Here is a 16,903-nt window from a genome sequence, read left to right as displayed (position 1 = left end):
TCATTGGAAAAAAGTATTCAAAAGATTCTCTGAAAAAGTATTGCTATGTCAAATTAAGTGATATATAATGACTTCAACGAAAGCGCTTTCGAAAAAGAGGAGATAATCATGATAACAATCTATGACCTTGCGAAAAAGACTGGCTTTTCTTATACGACGGTCTCTAAAGCTTTGAATAATTATCCTGATGTTAGTCAAAAAACAAGACAAGCTATACTTCAAACCGCAGCTGATATGGGATACTTACCTAATGCACATGCGCAGTCTCTCTCTACGAAGAAATCCTGGACAATCGGTGTGATGTTTTCAGAAGCAAATGAAGTCGGCATGAAGCATCCGTTCTTTAGTGCAGTGATTGAGAGTTTTCGAAAGCATGCTGAGAAAGAGGGCTATGATTTGATCCTCGCTTCTAGGAATCTGAGGAACAGAGACACGAGCTACCTTGAACACTTTCTCTACCGTGGAGTCGATGGCATTGTTGTCATAAGCTCTGATCCTAACGATGAACAAGTTCAAGAAATGATTAACAATCACATCCCAATCGTCGTAATCGATATGACAAATGAAAATTGCAGCGTAATCCTATCGGATGATCTATCTGGAGGAAAACTTGCAATCAACTATCTTCACTCATTAGGACACACGAAGATTGCTCATATTTCAGGTGACCCTACAATTCATGCAGGGAAAGAAAGAATTGAAGGTTACAAGAAAGCAATGAGTCAATTGGGATTACCTGTCCCTGATCACTATCTTGTGAATGGCGGCCTTTTTTCCATTAAAGAGGGAAGTGAAGCCATGTCGAAGCTACTGGATCTACCTGATCCGCCAACAGCTGTTTTCGTAGCTGGAGACCATATGGCAATCGGTGCTATGGAGCTTGCGAAATCGAGAGGAGTTAGAATTCCTGAAGACGTCTCGATTGTCGGCTATGATGATATAGAGATGGCTAGCTATGTAACGCCAAAGCTCACAACGATACGACAGGATACAGATGTGCTAGGGGTTAGAGCAGCACAGATTTTAATCAAGCAGATGATTCAGAAAAAGAAGATCGTAACAGAAGAGATCATTCCAGTACAGTTGATTGAAAGAGAGTCCTGTTTACCATTAAAAAAATAAAACAAATTTTTTTAACCCAACACGAAACCGCTTTCGAAATGAAATGCCTTTTTATTTTATGGTAATCGAAACCGCTTTCGAATATTTTTAAACCTATTTCGAAACCGCTTTCGAAAATAATAAACTTAAACCTTAGGGGGAAAAAGCATGAAGAAATTTGTCGGTCTGCTGATGTCACTTGTTCTGGTGCTTGGAGTCATTGCAGGTTGTTCTAATTCAGAGTCTTCGGGTGAAGCGAAAGAAGGAAAGAAGAAAGCTGACTTAAAGGTCTGGTCATTCACAGATGAATTGAAGAAACCAATCACAAAGTTTGAAGAAAAGAATGGGGTTACAGTCGAACTAACAATCGTTCCGATCGCAGATTACCCTACTAAATTAAAGCCAGTACTAGAAAGCGGAGTAGGAGCACCTGACGTTTTCACTGGTGAAATTGCATTCCTGAAGCAATGGGTAAACGCTGGCTACTGGGAAAACCTTTCGGAAGAACCTTATAGCGTAGATGAGCTAGCTGATAACTACGTTCCATATGTATTCGATCTTGGGAAAGACCAGGATGGAAATGTTCGTGCACTATCTTGGCAAACAACGCCAGGTGGACTTTTCTACAAGCGTAGCATCGCAAAAGAAGTGCTTGGAACTGACGACCCAACAGAAGTTGGCGAGATGCTTACTTCAATGGACAAAGTATTCGAAGTTTCTGAGAAGCTGAAAGAAGCTGGCTATCGTATGTTCCCTGATGAAGGTTCGATTCGCTGGTTCTCTCAAGGTGACAACCCTCAGCCATGGGTGAGTGAAGATGGTGAGTTGAAGCTTACAGATCAGAAGATCGAGTTCATGGATCATGCAAAGAAACTTCGCGAAAACAGCTACACGGCTCTTGCACCAGAATGGTCTCCTTCTTGGTTCGAAGCGATGGAGAAGCCAATTAAAGTAAAAGAAAATGGTAAAGAGACTGAAACAGAAGTATTCTCTTACGTTCTTCCAACGTGGGGTCTTCACAGCGTACTTAAGACAAATGTAAAAGAACCAAATGGTGACTGGGCAGTTACGAGTGGTCCAAGCCCTTACTTCTGGGGTGGTACATGGTTAGGTGTTTACAACAAGTCTGAAAACAAAGAACTTGCATATGACTTCGTAAAAATGATGACGCAAGACGATGAGTTCTTAACTGACTGGGCGAAAGAAACGGGTGACGTTCTTTCTTACCTTCCTGTAACGAATGAAATCAAAGATGACTTTAGTGATGAATTCCTTGGCGGACAAAACAACTATCAGTTCTTCCTTGAGCAAGCAAAGAGTATTGAACCAGGTATCGTAACGAAGTATGACCAGCAGCTAGATACGTTTTATGGAAATGCTGTTTCAGAATATGTAGATGGAAAGAAAACAAAAGAACAAGCGATCAAAGAATTTTATCGTAAGGCACAGAATGCCTACCCAGAATTACAAGTACCTAAAAACTAGTAACCATTCATAAGCGGTATAACATCCTTATACCGCTTATCTTAATTTTGAAAGGAGTGCGATGAAATGAAGAACCTAAACCGGTATGGCTATCTCTTCATTGCCCCGTTTTGGATCATCTTTCTCGTTTTTAATATATATCCTGTCGCTCTAACGTTTTACTACAGCTTTACGAATTACAGTGGAAGTGGAGTAGCTGAAGTAGTTGGACTAGCGAATTATCAACGTTTGATCACTGATACCTTTTTCGTTGAGGCATTTTTTAACACCTGGAAGATCTGGGGGATTAACTTCGCACTCCAAATTGCAATCGCGCTCGTTCTTGCAGCGATCTTCTCAGATATGCGTGTAAAAATGAAAGGTCTAGCATTCTTTCGTTCGATCTTTTACTTGCCAAACTTAATTACGGTTAGTTCAGTAGCATTGTTATTTGGAATTCTACTTGATTGGCAGCATGGATCGTTAAACATGGTTCTAATGAACCTCGGACTTATCTCTGAACCGATCAACTGGTTGAACCAGCCAGCGACGGCTCAATTATCCGTGTCTCTTATCTTAACGTGGATGTGGTTCGGTCACTCCTTCATCGTTGTGATGGCGGGTGTTTCCGGGATTTCAAACGATTACTACGAAGCTGCACTTATCGATGGAGCGAATCGTGCGCAGACGTTCTTTAAGATTACGCTGCCATTGTTAAAGCCGATTCTTTTATACATCATGATCACATCATTAATCGGTGGTCTTCAGCTCTTTGATTTACCGATGCTGTTAACGGATGGAATTGGTTCTCCAGATGGCTCGTTAAATACGATGGTTCTTTATTTATACAACCAGGCTTTCAAGTATAACAACTATGGATATGCAGCAGCTGTTGCGTATGGACTATTTATTATCACCATTATCTTCTCAGCAATCGTATTTAAATCGATGTACCGAAACGAACGTAAACAAGCGAGGCAGGTGTAAACGATGATAGACAGAACTGAAATCGAAAAAGGTGTCCCTCAGGAGAAATTGCCAGAGAAAACGCTTCTGCCTCATGAAGCGAAAATCAAAAAACGCCGAGCGCTCGTTAAAGGAATTATTTATACGCTCCTGATTTTAATGGCGATCGTCTGTTTCATTCCTTTCTTAATGATGCTTGTGAACGCTACTCGCTCGAACGATGCAATCTTAACAGGCTTCACATTGATCCCAGGTAGTTCACTATTAGAAAACTACAGAACGATGATGGAGTACGTGAATATTTGGAACGGTTTTAAAAACAGTCTAATCATCTCTGTACTTGTAACTGTGCTGACTGGATATTTCTCTGCACTGACTGCATACGGATTTGCTTTCTACGAGTTCAAAGGTAAAAATTTTCTCTTCGTTTTCATGCTGGTCATGATGATGGTGCCTGGACAGCTAGGACTCATCGGATTCTACGAGCTTAGCAAAACGCTTGGGATTCTGGATACGTTTATTCCACTTATCGTCCCTGCGATCGCGAGTCCATTCGTCGTGTTCTTCTTACGTCAATACATCAAAACAACGCTGCATCCGAGTTTGATCGAAGCAGCTCGAATCGATGGAGCAAGTGAATGGAGAATCTTCCATACGGTAGCGATTCCAATCATGATGCCAGCTGTTGCAACGATGTCGATCTTTACGTTCATCGGATCCTGGAATAACTACATCATGCCGCTCGTTATCTTGTTCTCACCAGAGAAATATACGTTGCCTGTACTGATGGGCTTCTTAAAAGGATCTCAGGTAGCGCAGAATCTTGGTTCTATGTACCTTGGAATTGCGATTTCAGTTGTTCCGATCATGATCGCATTCTTATTCTTATCGAAATACATCATTAATAGCATCTCTGCTGGAGCTGTTAAGGAATAGAGGAGTGAATAGTTATGAAATTTGATAAACACTTTACATTCGGTACGGCAACATCCTCCTATCAGATCGAAGGAGCACACCAAGAAGGGGGAAGAACACCGTCTATCTGGGATATGTTTTGTGATATTCCAGGAAAAGTACATGAAGGTCACAATGGAAACGTAGCGTGTGATCATTACAACCGTTACGAAGAAGATATCAAGATCATTAAAGATCTTGGCGTTGACTCTTATCGATTTTCCATCGCATGGCCGCGAATCTTCCCAGCAAAAGGCGAGTATAACGAAGAGGGAATGGCATTTTATAAGACGCTAGCAAAGCGTTTGCGAGAAGAAGGGATTAAGCCAGCTGTCACGCTTTACCATTGGGACCTCCCAATGTGGGCCCACGAAGAAGGCGGATGGGTGAATCGAGATTCTGTACAGTGGTTTCTTGATTACGCTGAAGTCTGCTTCCGTGAACTCGATGAGTTAGTTGATTCATGGATTACTCATAACGAGCCATGGTGTGCAGGATTCCTTGGCTATCACCTTGGCGTTCATGCACCTGGACATAGAAATCTAGATGAAGCAGTTCGTGCTGTTCACCATATGCTTCTGTCTCATGGAGAAGCTGTGAATATGCTGAAACAACGTTTTGGTTCAACAACATCGATCGGAATCACGTTGAACCTCTCACCTGTCTACCCGAAAACGGATTCTGTGAATGATCGCCTTGCTGCGAACAATTCTGATGGATATTCTAACCGTTGGTTCCTTGATCCTGTATTTAAGGGCAGTTATCCGGCAGATATGATGAATCTCTTTTCTAAGTATGTTCATTCATACGATTTCATTAAAGATGGAGATATGGAGAAGATCTCTACTCCTTGCGATTTCTTCGGAATCAACTACTATAGTCGAGGACTCGTAGAATTTAACGCCGCAAACGATTTTCTAACAGCAGGCGCACACTCTGATTATGAAAAAACAGGAATGGGCTGGGACATTGCACCTGAAGAGTTTAAAGATCTTATTAGAAGATTGCGCAGTGATTATACGAATCTACCGATCTATATAACTGAAAACGGGGCTGCGTACGATGATAAACTCGAGAACGGCCGTGTTCACGATCAGAAGCGAATCGATTATGTGAATAAGCATCTTCAAGCAGTGTCTGATTTGAATGAAGAGGGCATGAACATTCAAGGCTACTTCTTATGGTCATTGCTCGATAACTTCGAGTGGAGCTTCGGATATGATAAGCGATTCGGAATCATTTATGTAGATTACAAGACGCAACAAAGAATCTGGAAGGACAGTGCACTTTGGTACGCAGAAATCGTTAAGAACAGAGGAACTGTCCTACCTTTGAACGCTTAAAAGAAAGGAGTAGATCGGTGTGAAGACAAAGACGATAACGCATGTTCAAACGGCAAGAGATACAGGAGATCGACTGCAGGAAAAGGAACCCGTTTCCTTTTCCTCAGCAGTCTCACCAAGTGCTGTCGACATTTCAATCAATCCAGATAAAACGTTTCAAACGATAGTAGGTTTTGGCGGTGCTTTTACAGAAGCAGCCGCTTATTCTCTTTCTTTGATCAGTAAAGAAAAGAGACAAGAAATCCTTCACAACTATTTTGATCCTGAAGAGGGTCTTGGCTATCGACTTGGTCGAACTCATATCAATAGCTGTGACTTTTCCTTAGAAAATTATACGTATGTAGAAGAGGGAGATACATCGCTCGAAAGCTTTTCGATCGATAGAGAAAAAGAGCTCGTCATTCCACTCATTAAAGATGCAGCAAAAATCGCGGGTGAAAACATAACGATTGTTTCCTCTCCATGGAGCCCTCCGCACTGGATGAAGAGTAACAAAGAAATGAATCACGGTGGGTCACTTCTCAAAGAATATATGCCTGTTTGGGCTGAGTATTATGTGAAGTACATAGAGGCGATGGAAGATGAGGGGATTCCGATATGGGGAATCACAATCCAAAATGAGCCTGAAGCGAAGCAGGTTTGGGATTCATGTCTCTACACAGCTGAAGATGAGCGCGATTTTATTAAAGATCATCTTGGACCAACGTTACAAAAGCATGGGAAAAGCGATCTCAAGGTCATCATCTGGGATCACAATCGTGACGTCGTTTATGAAAGAGCAAAGACGGTTCTTTCTGATCAGGAAGCAGCGAAGTACGTCTGGGGAACAGGTCTTCATTGGTACGTGTCTGAGGAGTTTGAGAACCTTTCAAAGGTACACCATGCGTTTCCTAATAAGCACCTTATTTTCACAGAAGGGTGTATCGAAGGCGGCGTCCAGCTAGGAGCTTGGCATACTGGCGAGCGCTATGCCCGTAATATTATGGGAGACATCAATAATTACCTAGAAGCATGGATCGATTGGAACATCGTTCTGAATGAAGAAGGTGGACCAAATCATGTCGGGAACTACTGTGATGCTCCTGTCATCGTGGATACGAAGAAAGATGAAGTTCACTATAATAGCTCGTTTTACTACATCGGGCACTTTAGCAAATATGTAAAGCCTGGAGCAGTGAGAATTGATCATACAAAATCAAGTAACCTTATCCAGTCGTCAACCTTCCGCAATCCATCCGGTGAAATTGTAGTAGTCATGATGAATCAGGGCGACGAGTCAGTAGCTGTAAACATTGACTTGAATAGTGAGAAGTTTAGTGTGGAAATGCCGCGTCATTCTATCTCTACATTCTTAATTTAGAACAATATGAGGAGGAACACGTTCATTATGCGAAATGTATTGTCTGTCATGCTTGCTGGCGTTCTGATTCTAAGTCCAACTGTTCCAACTGCTGCAACCAGCCTAGATAAAGGAAATGGTGAAAAAAGTGAGATGACTGTTAATGCCCCTTTTAAACCAGTTGCAACAAAAGGAAAGATTCATGGTACAACGAGAGTGAAAGCAAAAGTTGGGGAAGACTTGCATCTTGCGGTGAAGGTATCTCATCAACCGATCCAAGCTGAAGCAGGACAAGCTGTTCCGAAGGACCGTACTGTAACGAACCCTTATCAGTCGGGCGACGATATTTCTGGAGTGGATGCAGAAATTAACAAGTATGTGATGGTGTATGTTCTAAACGAAAATGAAGAAATTGTAGAGTATAAACAAGTGAAGCTAAAGAAAAATCAGATTCAAAAAGAAGAGTGGAGCATCGTTTGGGAAGATGAGTTTAATGGTGATGCGATCGACCGAACGAAGTGGAATTTCATTGAAGGTGCTGGAGGGTACGGCAATAATGAGCTGCAGAACTATACAGATCGCGAGGAAAATGCTCGAGTAGAAGATGGCTCGCTTGTTATTGAAGCGCATAAAGAAAAGTATGAAGGAAGCGACTATACGTCTGCAAAGTTGACCACACAGAATAAAGGTGACTGGACATACGGTCGTTATGAGATTCGTGCAAAGCTTCCAAAAGGACAGGGGTTGTGGCCAGCGATCTGGATGATGCCTACGGATTATGATCTTTATTCGGGTTGGCCTGCAACAGGAGAAATCGATATTATGGAGCTTTTAGGTCATGATCCGAATACGATCTATGGAACGCTTCATTATGGAAAGCCGTGGAAGAATACTGGCGAAGAATTTGAACTTCCAGCCGGTGATTTTTCAGAAGACTACCATACCTTTACCGTTGATTGGGAGCCAGGAGAATTTCGATGGTATGTAGATGGTATTCTTTATGCAAAGCAGAACGATTGGTTTACAAAGAGTGAGAATGAAGCTGCGGCATACACGTACCCTGCTCCGTTTGATCGAGACTTTTTCTTGCAGCTTAATTTAGCTGTTGGGGGGAACTGGCCAGGTTACCCAGATGCAACTACTTCATTTCCTAATCAGATGCTAGTCGATTACGTAAAAGTATATGAGTTGGACGGTGAATATCGTGAAGCTGGGCCGCGTCCAGTTACGGAAGAGAACGCAGGAGATTTACGACCAGCTGTTGATGGCGACTATGTATATAACGGGAATTTCAATTCTGATCTTGAATACTGGGATTTTCAGCCGTTCGACCCGGAAGCTGGTTTTGCAGGAGAAGGATCAGCCACTGTGGATAACGGTGAAGTGAAGGTTGAAATCTCAAAACCTGGTTCCGAGACATATGGAATTCAACTTGTGCAATCGAATCTTCCAATTGAAAAGGGAGAACGTTACAAACTAACATTTAACGCACGATCTACTGAAAATCGAAATATGGTAGTTAACGTTTCTAGTCCAGAAAGAAGTTTTACAAGGTATCTAGCAGACAAAACGATTGCACTTACTTCAGAGTCAGAGGCGTTCACGTTTGAATTTGACATGGAAGATTCAACGGATCCAAATGCTCGCATCGAATTCAATATGGGACAAAGCTCAGACTTACCTGTTTGGATCGATAACGTCAGCTTAACGAAGCTACCGAAAGATCTTAATGCATCAAAGAAAGTTCTTCCTGACGGTAATTACATTTATAACGGTACGTTCGATCAAGGAGAGGACCGTATGGTGTACTGGGATCTCGACTTAGATAAGAAGGTAAAGGCCCATACTTCAGTCGATTCAGCTGTCTATCATAGAGAAATGAAAGTTGATGTTAAAAAATCTACTAATCTAGATGATGTACGTCTTACTCAGGATAAGCTGAACCTAGAACAAGGGACTTATGTCCTGACCTTCGATGCAAAAGCGGATGAAGCAAGGTCGATCGGTGTTCGAGTCAGAAGCGAAGATCTTAATACAGATTTAGCTCGGGAAGATGATATCAACGTAAGTGGCGAAATGAAATCGTACCAACGAACGCTTCAGTTGGCTGACTCTGATCCTAAAAGTACGTTTGAGTTCTTACTTGGCGGTGAACGTTCTGCGGTAACAATCGATAATGTTGAAATAAAGCGTATTTCAGCACCTGTAACGATTGATGGCGCAACAAGGCTAGAAGCAGAAACTTTCCAAGCGATGTCTGGCGTCCAAGTTGGCGAGGACGGCGGCAGCGTTGGGTGGATCGATGAAGGCGATTGGATGCAATATGCCGTAGATGTTAAGGAAGCAGGCGACTATACAGTACGTTATCATGTTGCGACTGATCGAGATAATGGAAGTGTCACATTACTGAGTAAAGCAGGCAACGTTTATAACGGTACACGTGGGAGGGGTGAAATTACTCCTGAAAACGCTGATGTTAAAACATCGATTAATGTTGCTCGAACAGGCGGATGGGGTGCATTCAAAACTGTAACCGATACGATTTATTTACATGAAGGTATCCAAACGCTACAGATAAATGCTCCTAATGTGAATGTGGATTGGTTTTCGTTTGCAACTGAATCTTCTACAGATGAGATTGTAGCGAACGGTGATTTTGAACAAGGTGAGGAATACTGGGGAACATGGTGGGGAGACCAATGGAGCGGCGTTGCTGAAGGAGACGCTTCGGTTGTTAACGGACAACTTGAAGTGCTCATCTCAAAAACAGGTGCACAATCCTATAGCCCACAGGTATACCAGGAGAATTTAGTACTAGAAAAAGGGAAGACGTATCGAGTATCCCTTGATGCTGAATCTTCAATAGCAAGAGATATTAAGCTCGTAATCGGTGAGCCTTTAAGTAGCGACCCTTGGTTTAACACTTTTACAGAGCCTAAAATAATCTCCATTACAGAAGACATGGGAACTCATACGTTGGAGTTTGTCATGAATCAAGATACAAATGTGAACGGAAAACTCGTATTTGAACTTGGTATGGTAAATGGTGAATCAGTACCTGCAACAATCACACTAGATAACGTGAAAATCGAAGAAGTGAAATAGTGCCTGTCACCACCCGCTTTAGCTAGATTATTGTCGAAATAAAACACCCTCTCGAATGAGAATCGAGAGGGTGTTTTATACTGTGAAACGATTAATGGTCTTTCACTTCACCTTTACGTTCCTGGTATTCACCTTTTGATTTATCTCTTTTACCTTCTTCTTGCATCTTAGGGTCGTTTTTTGCATTTCCTACTTGATCTTTAAGCTCACCTTTTGTTTTAGAAACGGCACCTTTTACTTTGTCACTTAAGCCTTTGTTATTGCTCATCTTGTAGCACGCTCCTTTCAAAGTTAACTCATAATCAAAAATACCCTCTGAAGGGATTGGCCAAACTACCAAATTCCTCAGAGGGTATAGTGTGTATTAGTTAGATTTATCTTGTACTGGTTTATCTGTCCAAATGTCAGATTCTAACCCTTTGATCGTATCTTTGTAGAACTGAGGGTCCAAACCAGCTTTTCGCTGTTCTCGATAATCCTGCAGGGCAGTGAATGCGATCTTACCAATAATCGCGATGACGATTAAGTTAAGAAGTGCCATGAGTCCCATAGATAAATCGGCCATGCTCCAAACGATTCCGAATCCGGCATTCGCTCCGAACATTACCATGCCGAGAACGGCAAGACGATAAATAAATTTCGCTGTTGGACTAGATTTGATGAATTCGATGTTCGTTTCACCATAATAGTAGTTCCCGATGATCGAACTAAAGGCAAATAATAGAACGGCGATGGCTACAAAGATACCTGCTCCGCTGCCAAGATGTTGATTCATTGCTTCCTGTGTTAGCTGAACACCGTCGAGTTTAGAATCGACATACCCGTCAGACATCAAAATCATAAAAGCAGTAGCTGTAGCGATTAAAAGTGTATCGACGAACACGCCTAACGCTTGAATTAGACCTTGTTTAACAGGGTGTGAGACATCTGCAGTTGCGGCAGCGTTCGGCGCACTACCCATACCTGCTTCGTTAGAGAAGAGTCCACGTTTGATCCCGAGCATCATGGCAGCACCAACGCCACCACCAGTCACTTCCTTAAGACCAAAAGCATGCTGGAAAATAAGTGCGAACTTGTCAGGAACCTGTGCGAAGTTCACGATCAATACGTAAAGCGCAACGATAACATAAATACCTGCCATGATCGGAACGATGATTTGAGAAACTACAGCGATTCGACGAACGCCACCAAAGATAATGATTGCAGTTGCTACTGTAAGAATTGCACCTAGAACCCAACGGTTAACGTCAAAGGAATTCTCAAAAGCAAGGGCAATCGTGTTTGACTGTACGGAGTTAAACACGAGACCGAAACTAAACGTGATGAGCACTGCGAAGATAATGCCAAGCCATCTCGCTTTAAGCGCACGCTGCATGTAGTAAGCAGGACCACCTCGGAAGTCGTCTCCGTCACGTACTTTGTAAATCTGAGCAAGCGTACTTTCAACAAATCCACTTGCAGCACCTAGTAATGCGATGAGCCACATCCAGAATACTGCCCCTGGGCCACCGATGCTGACAGCTGATGCAACACCTGCAAGGTTACCAGTACCAACACGAGAAGCGGTACTGATGAAGAACGCTTGCAAACTGGAAACGGATTTCTTTCTTCCTTTCATCGTGTCCTTTTCTGCAAGAACATGGAACATTTCACCGAAAAGACGGAATTGTACGAATCGTGAGCGAATCGTGAAATACAATCCTACACCAATTAGGACAAAGATCAAGATATTTGACCAGACGAGGTCGTTCCCGGCGGATACAATAGTCTCCAATATATCCATATGTATTTCCTCCTATTTATTAGATTTTGAGAAGAGTATGATATATTACCCATCTTCCCATTATGAAGTAAAAAATAACTCACTTACTGGAAATTTTTATAAAAATTTAATTTTTCAGATAGTTCGGCTTGACTTTTCTGAAACGCAAAGTCTTATTATACATGCTGAACAGAAAATATTCTAGAAATCATGTCAGAAAACCTGACATTGAAACTTTATCCAAATAAAGGAACAGGAAGCGTTCTTCACGTTCTTTTCTCCGTCACGATTGAGTGGTAGAATAAGGGTAGGAATAAAATCAGCTCTGCCCGGAGGGATTTGAATGATCGAGCAAAAACAAAGCGTCACACTCATCTCGAATCAGAAGCCTGTCCAACTACGCATCGAACGTTTGGCGATTCATCATCGGATGAAAATTCTAGAAGCAGTGAAGTCGAACGGCAGTAAATTTTATCTGTTCTTTTATAAAGATGATTTTATCACTGGTAAAAGTATAGAAGTGAAACCTGAATCCCTTATAGAGAAAGCCTTTCAACAAGGTATCGTTCTCAATGCACCCCATCCGTTGATCACAAAATTCTTAGACCCTCAAACCATTGTATTAAAATCCACCAAGCATGTCTTACAGTCCATTCAACGAAAATACTCTCCTCAAGAAGTCGTACTCATCTTTTCTTATTTCGAATCCTTTCTTCAAAAAGAAAAAATCATTCATCTACAGAAGAAGTACTTTTATGAATATAGAAGGAACGGCCAGCTACGTCTTGCATTCAAAATACTTATGATTGCGCTTTATGCGGACTCCACATCAAAGTGGGCTCAGGATCTATCCAACCAGTTAGACTTTCAAAAAGTGAAGTCTATGTACGAGTGGGGTGGTCAAGAGCTTCAAGCAGCCGATTCGTTATACGCTGAGATAGCTACGTATGAAGACCTTGTTTCGGGCACGCCATACCTTGCGTCCCTATATAAACGCGATGGTCGACGGATTGAGCACGCTGCTCTCAGCTTACATCATTACCTCGTATCTCCACACGATGAAAATGAGAAAAAACTTCCCTCTTTAGATATCCCTCTCACTAACCATGAACGAGCACTCCTGCTATGGAATATGTATTCCGAAGCACCACATATACCTGCCCTTCGTAAACGGGTTTTTGAATCCCTTATTGATTTAAATAAGAACACTGAAGCAATAAACCTATTACTTTCTAGACAAGATGAAATATCAGAACGAGAGTGTGAACAGTTGTTAAAAGTGTTTGAATCTCCACAGACACATCTAGATGAAATCGAGCTTCCGCTTCTACAGAACTGTTTGTGCATAGAAGAAAATCGCCGACACCTTCCTCTGCTCCTTCAGACGCTTGTACCGAAACTCTTAGAGAGGTATGAGATCGATTTTGTCTTCGAATGGCTCAAGCCGCTTTATGAAGATAATAAAGAGTTACCTATCTTAACGACGATTCAGACGATGGCAGAGATTCACGATGATCCTGACAAACAATTTCAGCTAGGGAAGCTTTATCATAAATTAAGACAGTACAATGAAGCGATAAAGTGTTTTGACTGGGAGATGGAGATGCATCCAACTGATCCAACACCAGTTCAGTGGTTAACGAAAGTGTACAGAGAAATGGGTAAGATTGAAGAGTCTGATGCATATATGTCGATTTATACGCAAATGCAGAGGGTATCGAATTAAAGCGCAGGTAACTCCTGCGCTTGTTTTTTGTTTTCGATAAAATAACGACGATGGTCATTTGATAAAGAATAACCTGTTCATATAAACTAATGGTAATATAAAGGTGATTTTATTACTTGTCAGGAGAAATTCATGGAAAAACAACTTACATATACCTACGATGTCATTCAAGTATGTCTACTTGCAGGCAAGGTTATGCTTCAAAACGGTGGTGAAACTTACCGAGTCGAGGATACGATGAGAAGAATAGCGCAAGCTTATGGCGCGGCAAATTCCAATAGTTACGTTACACCAACGGGAATCTTTTTCTCTGTAGAGGGACCAGAGCCATCAAAAACACAGCTGATTCGAATCATTGAACGAACAACAGATCTTCATAAAGTGACTAAGGTGAATAGCATCTCTAGAAAAATTAGTGCCGGAGAATTAACGATACAAGAAGCGTATCTAGAGCTTGAAAGACTAGATAATCAGTCCGAACGTTATACCTTTCCAACGCAACTCGTTGCAGCCGCTATAGCGAGTGGGTGCTTTCTCATTATGTTTCAAGGAAGCTGGGATGATTTTTTTCCCGCGGTATTAGCAGGTGGAGGAGGCTTTTTTAGTGTGACGTGGTTTAATCGACTTGTCCCGATCAAGTTTTTCTCAGAGTTCCTTGCATCGTTTGTTATTGGGCTGCTTGCTGTTTTGTTTGTTTATACAGGACTTGGTACCGAGCTTGATAAAATCATTATTGGATCTGTGATGCCGCTTGTACCAGGGCTGTTGATCACAAACGCTGTAAGGGACCTTATGGCGGGACACCTGATATCAGGTCTTTCAAAAGGAGCAGAAGCCTTTTTAACTGCTTTTGCAATCGGAGCTGGAATCGCAGTTGTCGTGTCGTTTTTATAGGAGGGAAGAAAGTTGATGACGTTCCTTGCACAGCTTATTACGAGTTTTATCGCAAGCACCGGATTCGGTGTGATTTTTAACGCCCCAAAACCTTCTTTGTTAAAAGGTGGATTTGTTGGTATGTGTGGTTGGCTCATCTATTTCTTTATGGAGAAGTCTGGTATCGATGCCGTGATCGCTACTGTAACAGCTTCATTTTTCATAGCAGTTATGAGTCAAGTATTTGCAAAGGTATATCGAACACCTGTGATTATCTTTAGTGTTGCAGGAATCATCCCTCTCGTTCCAGGAGGGCTCGCTTATGATGCGATGAGAAACTTTGTGCAGAATGATTATAATACGGCAATCAATTTGGCAGCGAAGGCATTTATGATTTCTGGATCGATCGCAGTCGGACTCGTTTTCTCTGAAGTTATCAATCAAATTATTCGAAATGCCACCATGATCCGCCAGGAAAAGAAGTGAAATAGCTTTGCAATAAGTAATCTTGCTATGATACCTTTGATATAACTAGTTATGTCGAACGATGTCAAAATATATCTTGGGGAGGAACGATGATGAAGACCTACCCCCATATAGGGTTAGTAATGATTCGACTTGCTCTTGGAATCCTTTTTTTCTCACATGGGTTCTTTAAGTTTTCGGACGGAATTGAAAATACTGTAGCATTCTTTGAAACGATCGGGTTATCAGGATTTCTCGCTTATGTAGTAGGAATCATTGAGTTAGCTGGTGGTGTACTGATGATACTTGGCCTCGGAACACGTATCGTGAGTGTGCTATTCGCTATCATTCTTATCGGCGCGTTACTCACGGTAAAGCGTTCAACAGGAATGTTGGGTGGTTATGAATTGGACCTTGCTCTATTAGCTATGTCGATCTCGTTAATGTTAGGAGGCGGAGGTCCGTTCAGCCTATGGAACTTCTTGAAAAAGAAAGGCTGGACTTTTGAAATGACAGATCAAAAGGTAGAAACAAGAGACTAACAGGAGAGTGGCATGATGAGGTGGTCAATACGGAGACCAATAATGTGGGTTTTAGGACTTGCTATTATTGGTCTCATTGCTTTTATCCTTTCAAACGGGGCGTCCGAGGCTGGAAGCTTTGATCGTGATCAACAGCCGAGTCTTGGTAAAGCTTCAGCCCCAGTTGAGATCGTTGAATTCGGGGATTACAACTGTTCGTCATGTAAAAAGTTCAATGATAATTTATTCTTACAAATGCAAGAAGAGCTGATCGCCACGGGTAAAGTGAAGTTCTACTATGTTCATCATCCTGTTATCCAAGAAGATTCTAAACGAGCGGCGAGGTTTGCTGAAGCTGTTTATCAAGTCCTTGGCAATGACGTATTCTGGCAGTTTCACCATGTCGTGTTCGATAACCTCCAGGATAAGGGTGAAGAACAGCGTTACACTGATGCGTATTTAAAGCAAACCCTTAACGGATTAGTAAGCGAAGAAAAGACAGAAGAAGTGATGAAGGCATACAATGACGGTACTGGAAGTAACGCAATTGATGATGACATCAGTTATGCAAAAGAGATGAATGTCTCAGATACACCAGTTTTGTATGTCGATGGTAAACGATTTGAAGGTGAAAGCCTTGCTGAACTAAAAAAGATGGTCGAACAAGCCACGCATTAAACGATGGGCACCTAAACGGGTGTCCTTTTTTTGTTCAATCAAACGTTTGTTTAAGAGTAAAACTCGTTATCTTTTATCAAATTGGGGAAAGAGTAATGAAAGAGGAGGGCGTCGAGATGAGCTTTAATTATGATGTAGATTTTAAGAAGGTAGATTTTCGTGAGAACCCAGAAAAGTATCGAGTAGGTCGTGGAGAACAGGGAGTTTTGCTGGTAGAGCCTTACAAAAGTGAAATTTTGCCTCATTGGAGATTTAAAACGCCAGAAATCGCAAAAGAATCTTCGGAGAAAATCTATCAAATGTTTCAACAATATAAGAAAGAAAATGATTTTGTTGGAATGGATATGGCGAGAAAGTTTATACAGATGGGATACACGAGATCTAGAAGATATGCAAATTATAAAGGTGGGAAGAAATATGATTCTGATGGTAATGTGAAGGAAAGAAACATAGATGAAGAGAAGGCTGAGTCGGCACGTATCTTTGAAGAGAAGTGGAAAATTGTAAGAACAGATGAAGAGTACTTAGAGAAGAAGAAGGAGCACCAAAACAAGTATGGGTAAAAGGGCGGGGATGTTTAGTAAAAGTGAACTGATTGTGAAATAT

15 protein-coding genes are annotated in these 16,903 nt (G+C 41.7%); 13 read left to right on the top strand and 2 right to left on the bottom strand.

What is annotated here, in order from left to right; translation table 11 throughout:
- Positions 1–108: 108 nt before the first annotated feature.
- The 7 genes from PFZ69_RS19145 to PFZ69_RS19115 all read left to right on the top strand — a co-directional run bounded on the left by PFZ69_RS19145 (position 109) and on the right by PFZ69_RS19115 (position 10,272).
- Positions 109–1,122: a LacI family DNA-binding transcriptional regulator gene (locus PFZ69_RS19145; protein ID WP_270182702.1), complete on the top strand. Its 1,014-nt coding sequence runs from the start codon at positions 109–111 to the stop codon at positions 1,120–1,122.
- A gap of 147 nt (positions 1,123–1,269) precedes the next feature.
- Entirely contained in the window at positions 1,270–2,586 is a 1,317-nt protein-coding gene (locus PFZ69_RS19140; protein ID WP_270182701.1) for an ABC transporter substrate-binding protein, read from the top strand.
- A 66-nt stretch (positions 2,587–2,652) separates the two neighbouring features.
- A complete protein-coding gene (locus PFZ69_RS19135) occupies positions 2,653–3,552 on the top strand; it encodes a carbohydrate ABC transporter permease (RefSeq protein ID WP_270182700.1) in 900 nt (299 codons plus the stop codon).
- 138 nt (positions 3,553–3,690) lie between these two features.
- Entirely contained in the window at positions 3,691–4,467 is a 777-nt protein-coding gene (locus tag PFZ69_RS19130; protein ID WP_270182755.1) for a carbohydrate ABC transporter permease, read from the top strand.
- A gap of 14 nt (positions 4,468–4,481) precedes the next feature.
- Positions 4,482–5,828: a GH1 family beta-glucosidase gene (locus PFZ69_RS19125; protein ID WP_270182699.1), complete on the top strand. Its 1,347-nt coding sequence runs from the start codon at positions 4,482–4,484 to the stop codon at positions 5,826–5,828.
- Positions 5,829–5,847: 19 nt separating this feature from the next.
- Positions 5,848–7,188, top strand: coding sequence for a glycoside hydrolase family 30 protein (locus tag PFZ69_RS19120; protein WP_270182698.1), 1,341 nt, complete (start codon positions 5,848–5,850; stop codon positions 7,186–7,188).
- A 27-nt stretch (positions 7,189–7,215) separates the two neighbouring features.
- Positions 7,216–10,272 (top strand): carbohydrate binding domain-containing protein, encoded by a 3,057-nt coding sequence (locus tag PFZ69_RS19115; protein WP_270182697.1) that lies wholly within the window; start codon positions 7,216–7,218, stop codon positions 10,270–10,272.
- 91 nt (positions 10,273–10,363) lie between these two features.
- Here the strand turns inward: PFZ69_RS19115 and PFZ69_RS19110 are convergent, their stop codons facing one another.
- Both PFZ69_RS19110 and PFZ69_RS19105 read right to left on the bottom strand, forming a co-directional pair.
- Complete coding sequence (locus PFZ69_RS19110) at positions 10,364–10,540, bottom strand: CsbD family protein (RefSeq protein ID WP_270182696.1); 177 nt, start codon at positions 10,538–10,540, stop codon at positions 10,364–10,366.
- A 96-nt stretch (positions 10,541–10,636) separates the two neighbouring features.
- Positions 10,637–12,055 carry an alanine/glycine:cation symporter family protein gene (locus PFZ69_RS19105; RefSeq protein WP_270182695.1) on the bottom strand — a complete coding sequence of 473 codons (1,419 nt, stop codon included), beginning with the start codon at positions 12,053–12,055 and terminating at the stop codon, positions 10,637–10,639.
- Between the two features lie 322 nt (positions 12,056–12,377).
- Here PFZ69_RS19105 and PFZ69_RS19100 point away from each other — a divergent pair, with 322 nt between their 5' ends.
- The 6 genes from PFZ69_RS19100 (at position 12,378) to PFZ69_RS19075 (ending at position 16,860) form a co-directional block, all read left to right on the top strand.
- Entirely contained in the window at positions 12,378–13,760 is a 1,383-nt protein-coding gene (locus PFZ69_RS19100; RefSeq protein WP_270182694.1) for a tetratricopeptide repeat protein, read from the top strand.
- A gap of 132 nt (positions 13,761–13,892) precedes the next feature.
- On the top strand, positions 13,893–14,654 hold the full coding sequence (locus PFZ69_RS19095) for a threonine/serine exporter family protein (RefSeq protein ID WP_270182693.1): 762 nt from the start codon (positions 13,893–13,895) through the stop codon (positions 14,652–14,654).
- A gap of 15 nt (positions 14,655–14,669) precedes the next feature.
- On the top strand, positions 14,670–15,119 hold the full coding sequence (locus PFZ69_RS19090) for a threonine/serine exporter family protein (protein ID WP_270182754.1): 450 nt from the start codon (positions 14,670–14,672) through the stop codon (positions 15,117–15,119).
- An 89-nt stretch (positions 15,120–15,208) separates the two neighbouring features.
- Positions 15,209–15,640, top strand: a complete 432-nt coding sequence (locus PFZ69_RS19085; protein ID WP_270182692.1) for a DoxX family protein — start codon at positions 15,209–15,211, stop codon at positions 15,638–15,640.
- Positions 15,641–15,652: 12 nt separating this feature from the next.
- A complete protein-coding gene (locus PFZ69_RS19080; protein ID WP_270182691.1) occupies positions 15,653–16,297 on the top strand; it encodes a DsbA family protein in 645 nt (214 codons plus the stop codon).
- A 116-nt stretch (positions 16,298–16,413) separates the two neighbouring features.
- Positions 16,414–16,860, top strand: coding sequence for a DUF4385 domain-containing protein (locus PFZ69_RS19075; RefSeq protein WP_270182690.1), 447 nt, complete (start codon positions 16,414–16,416; stop codon positions 16,858–16,860).
- Positions 16,861–16,903 lie beyond the last annotated feature (43 nt).

Origin of the sequence: Alkalihalobacillus sp. CinArs1, from assembly GCF_947387515.1 — a bacterium.
Taxonomy (GTDB): domain Bacteria; phylum Bacillota; class Bacilli; order Bacillales; family Guptibacillaceae; genus Guptibacillus.
This window is presented reverse-complemented; position numbering and strand designations above follow the sequence as displayed.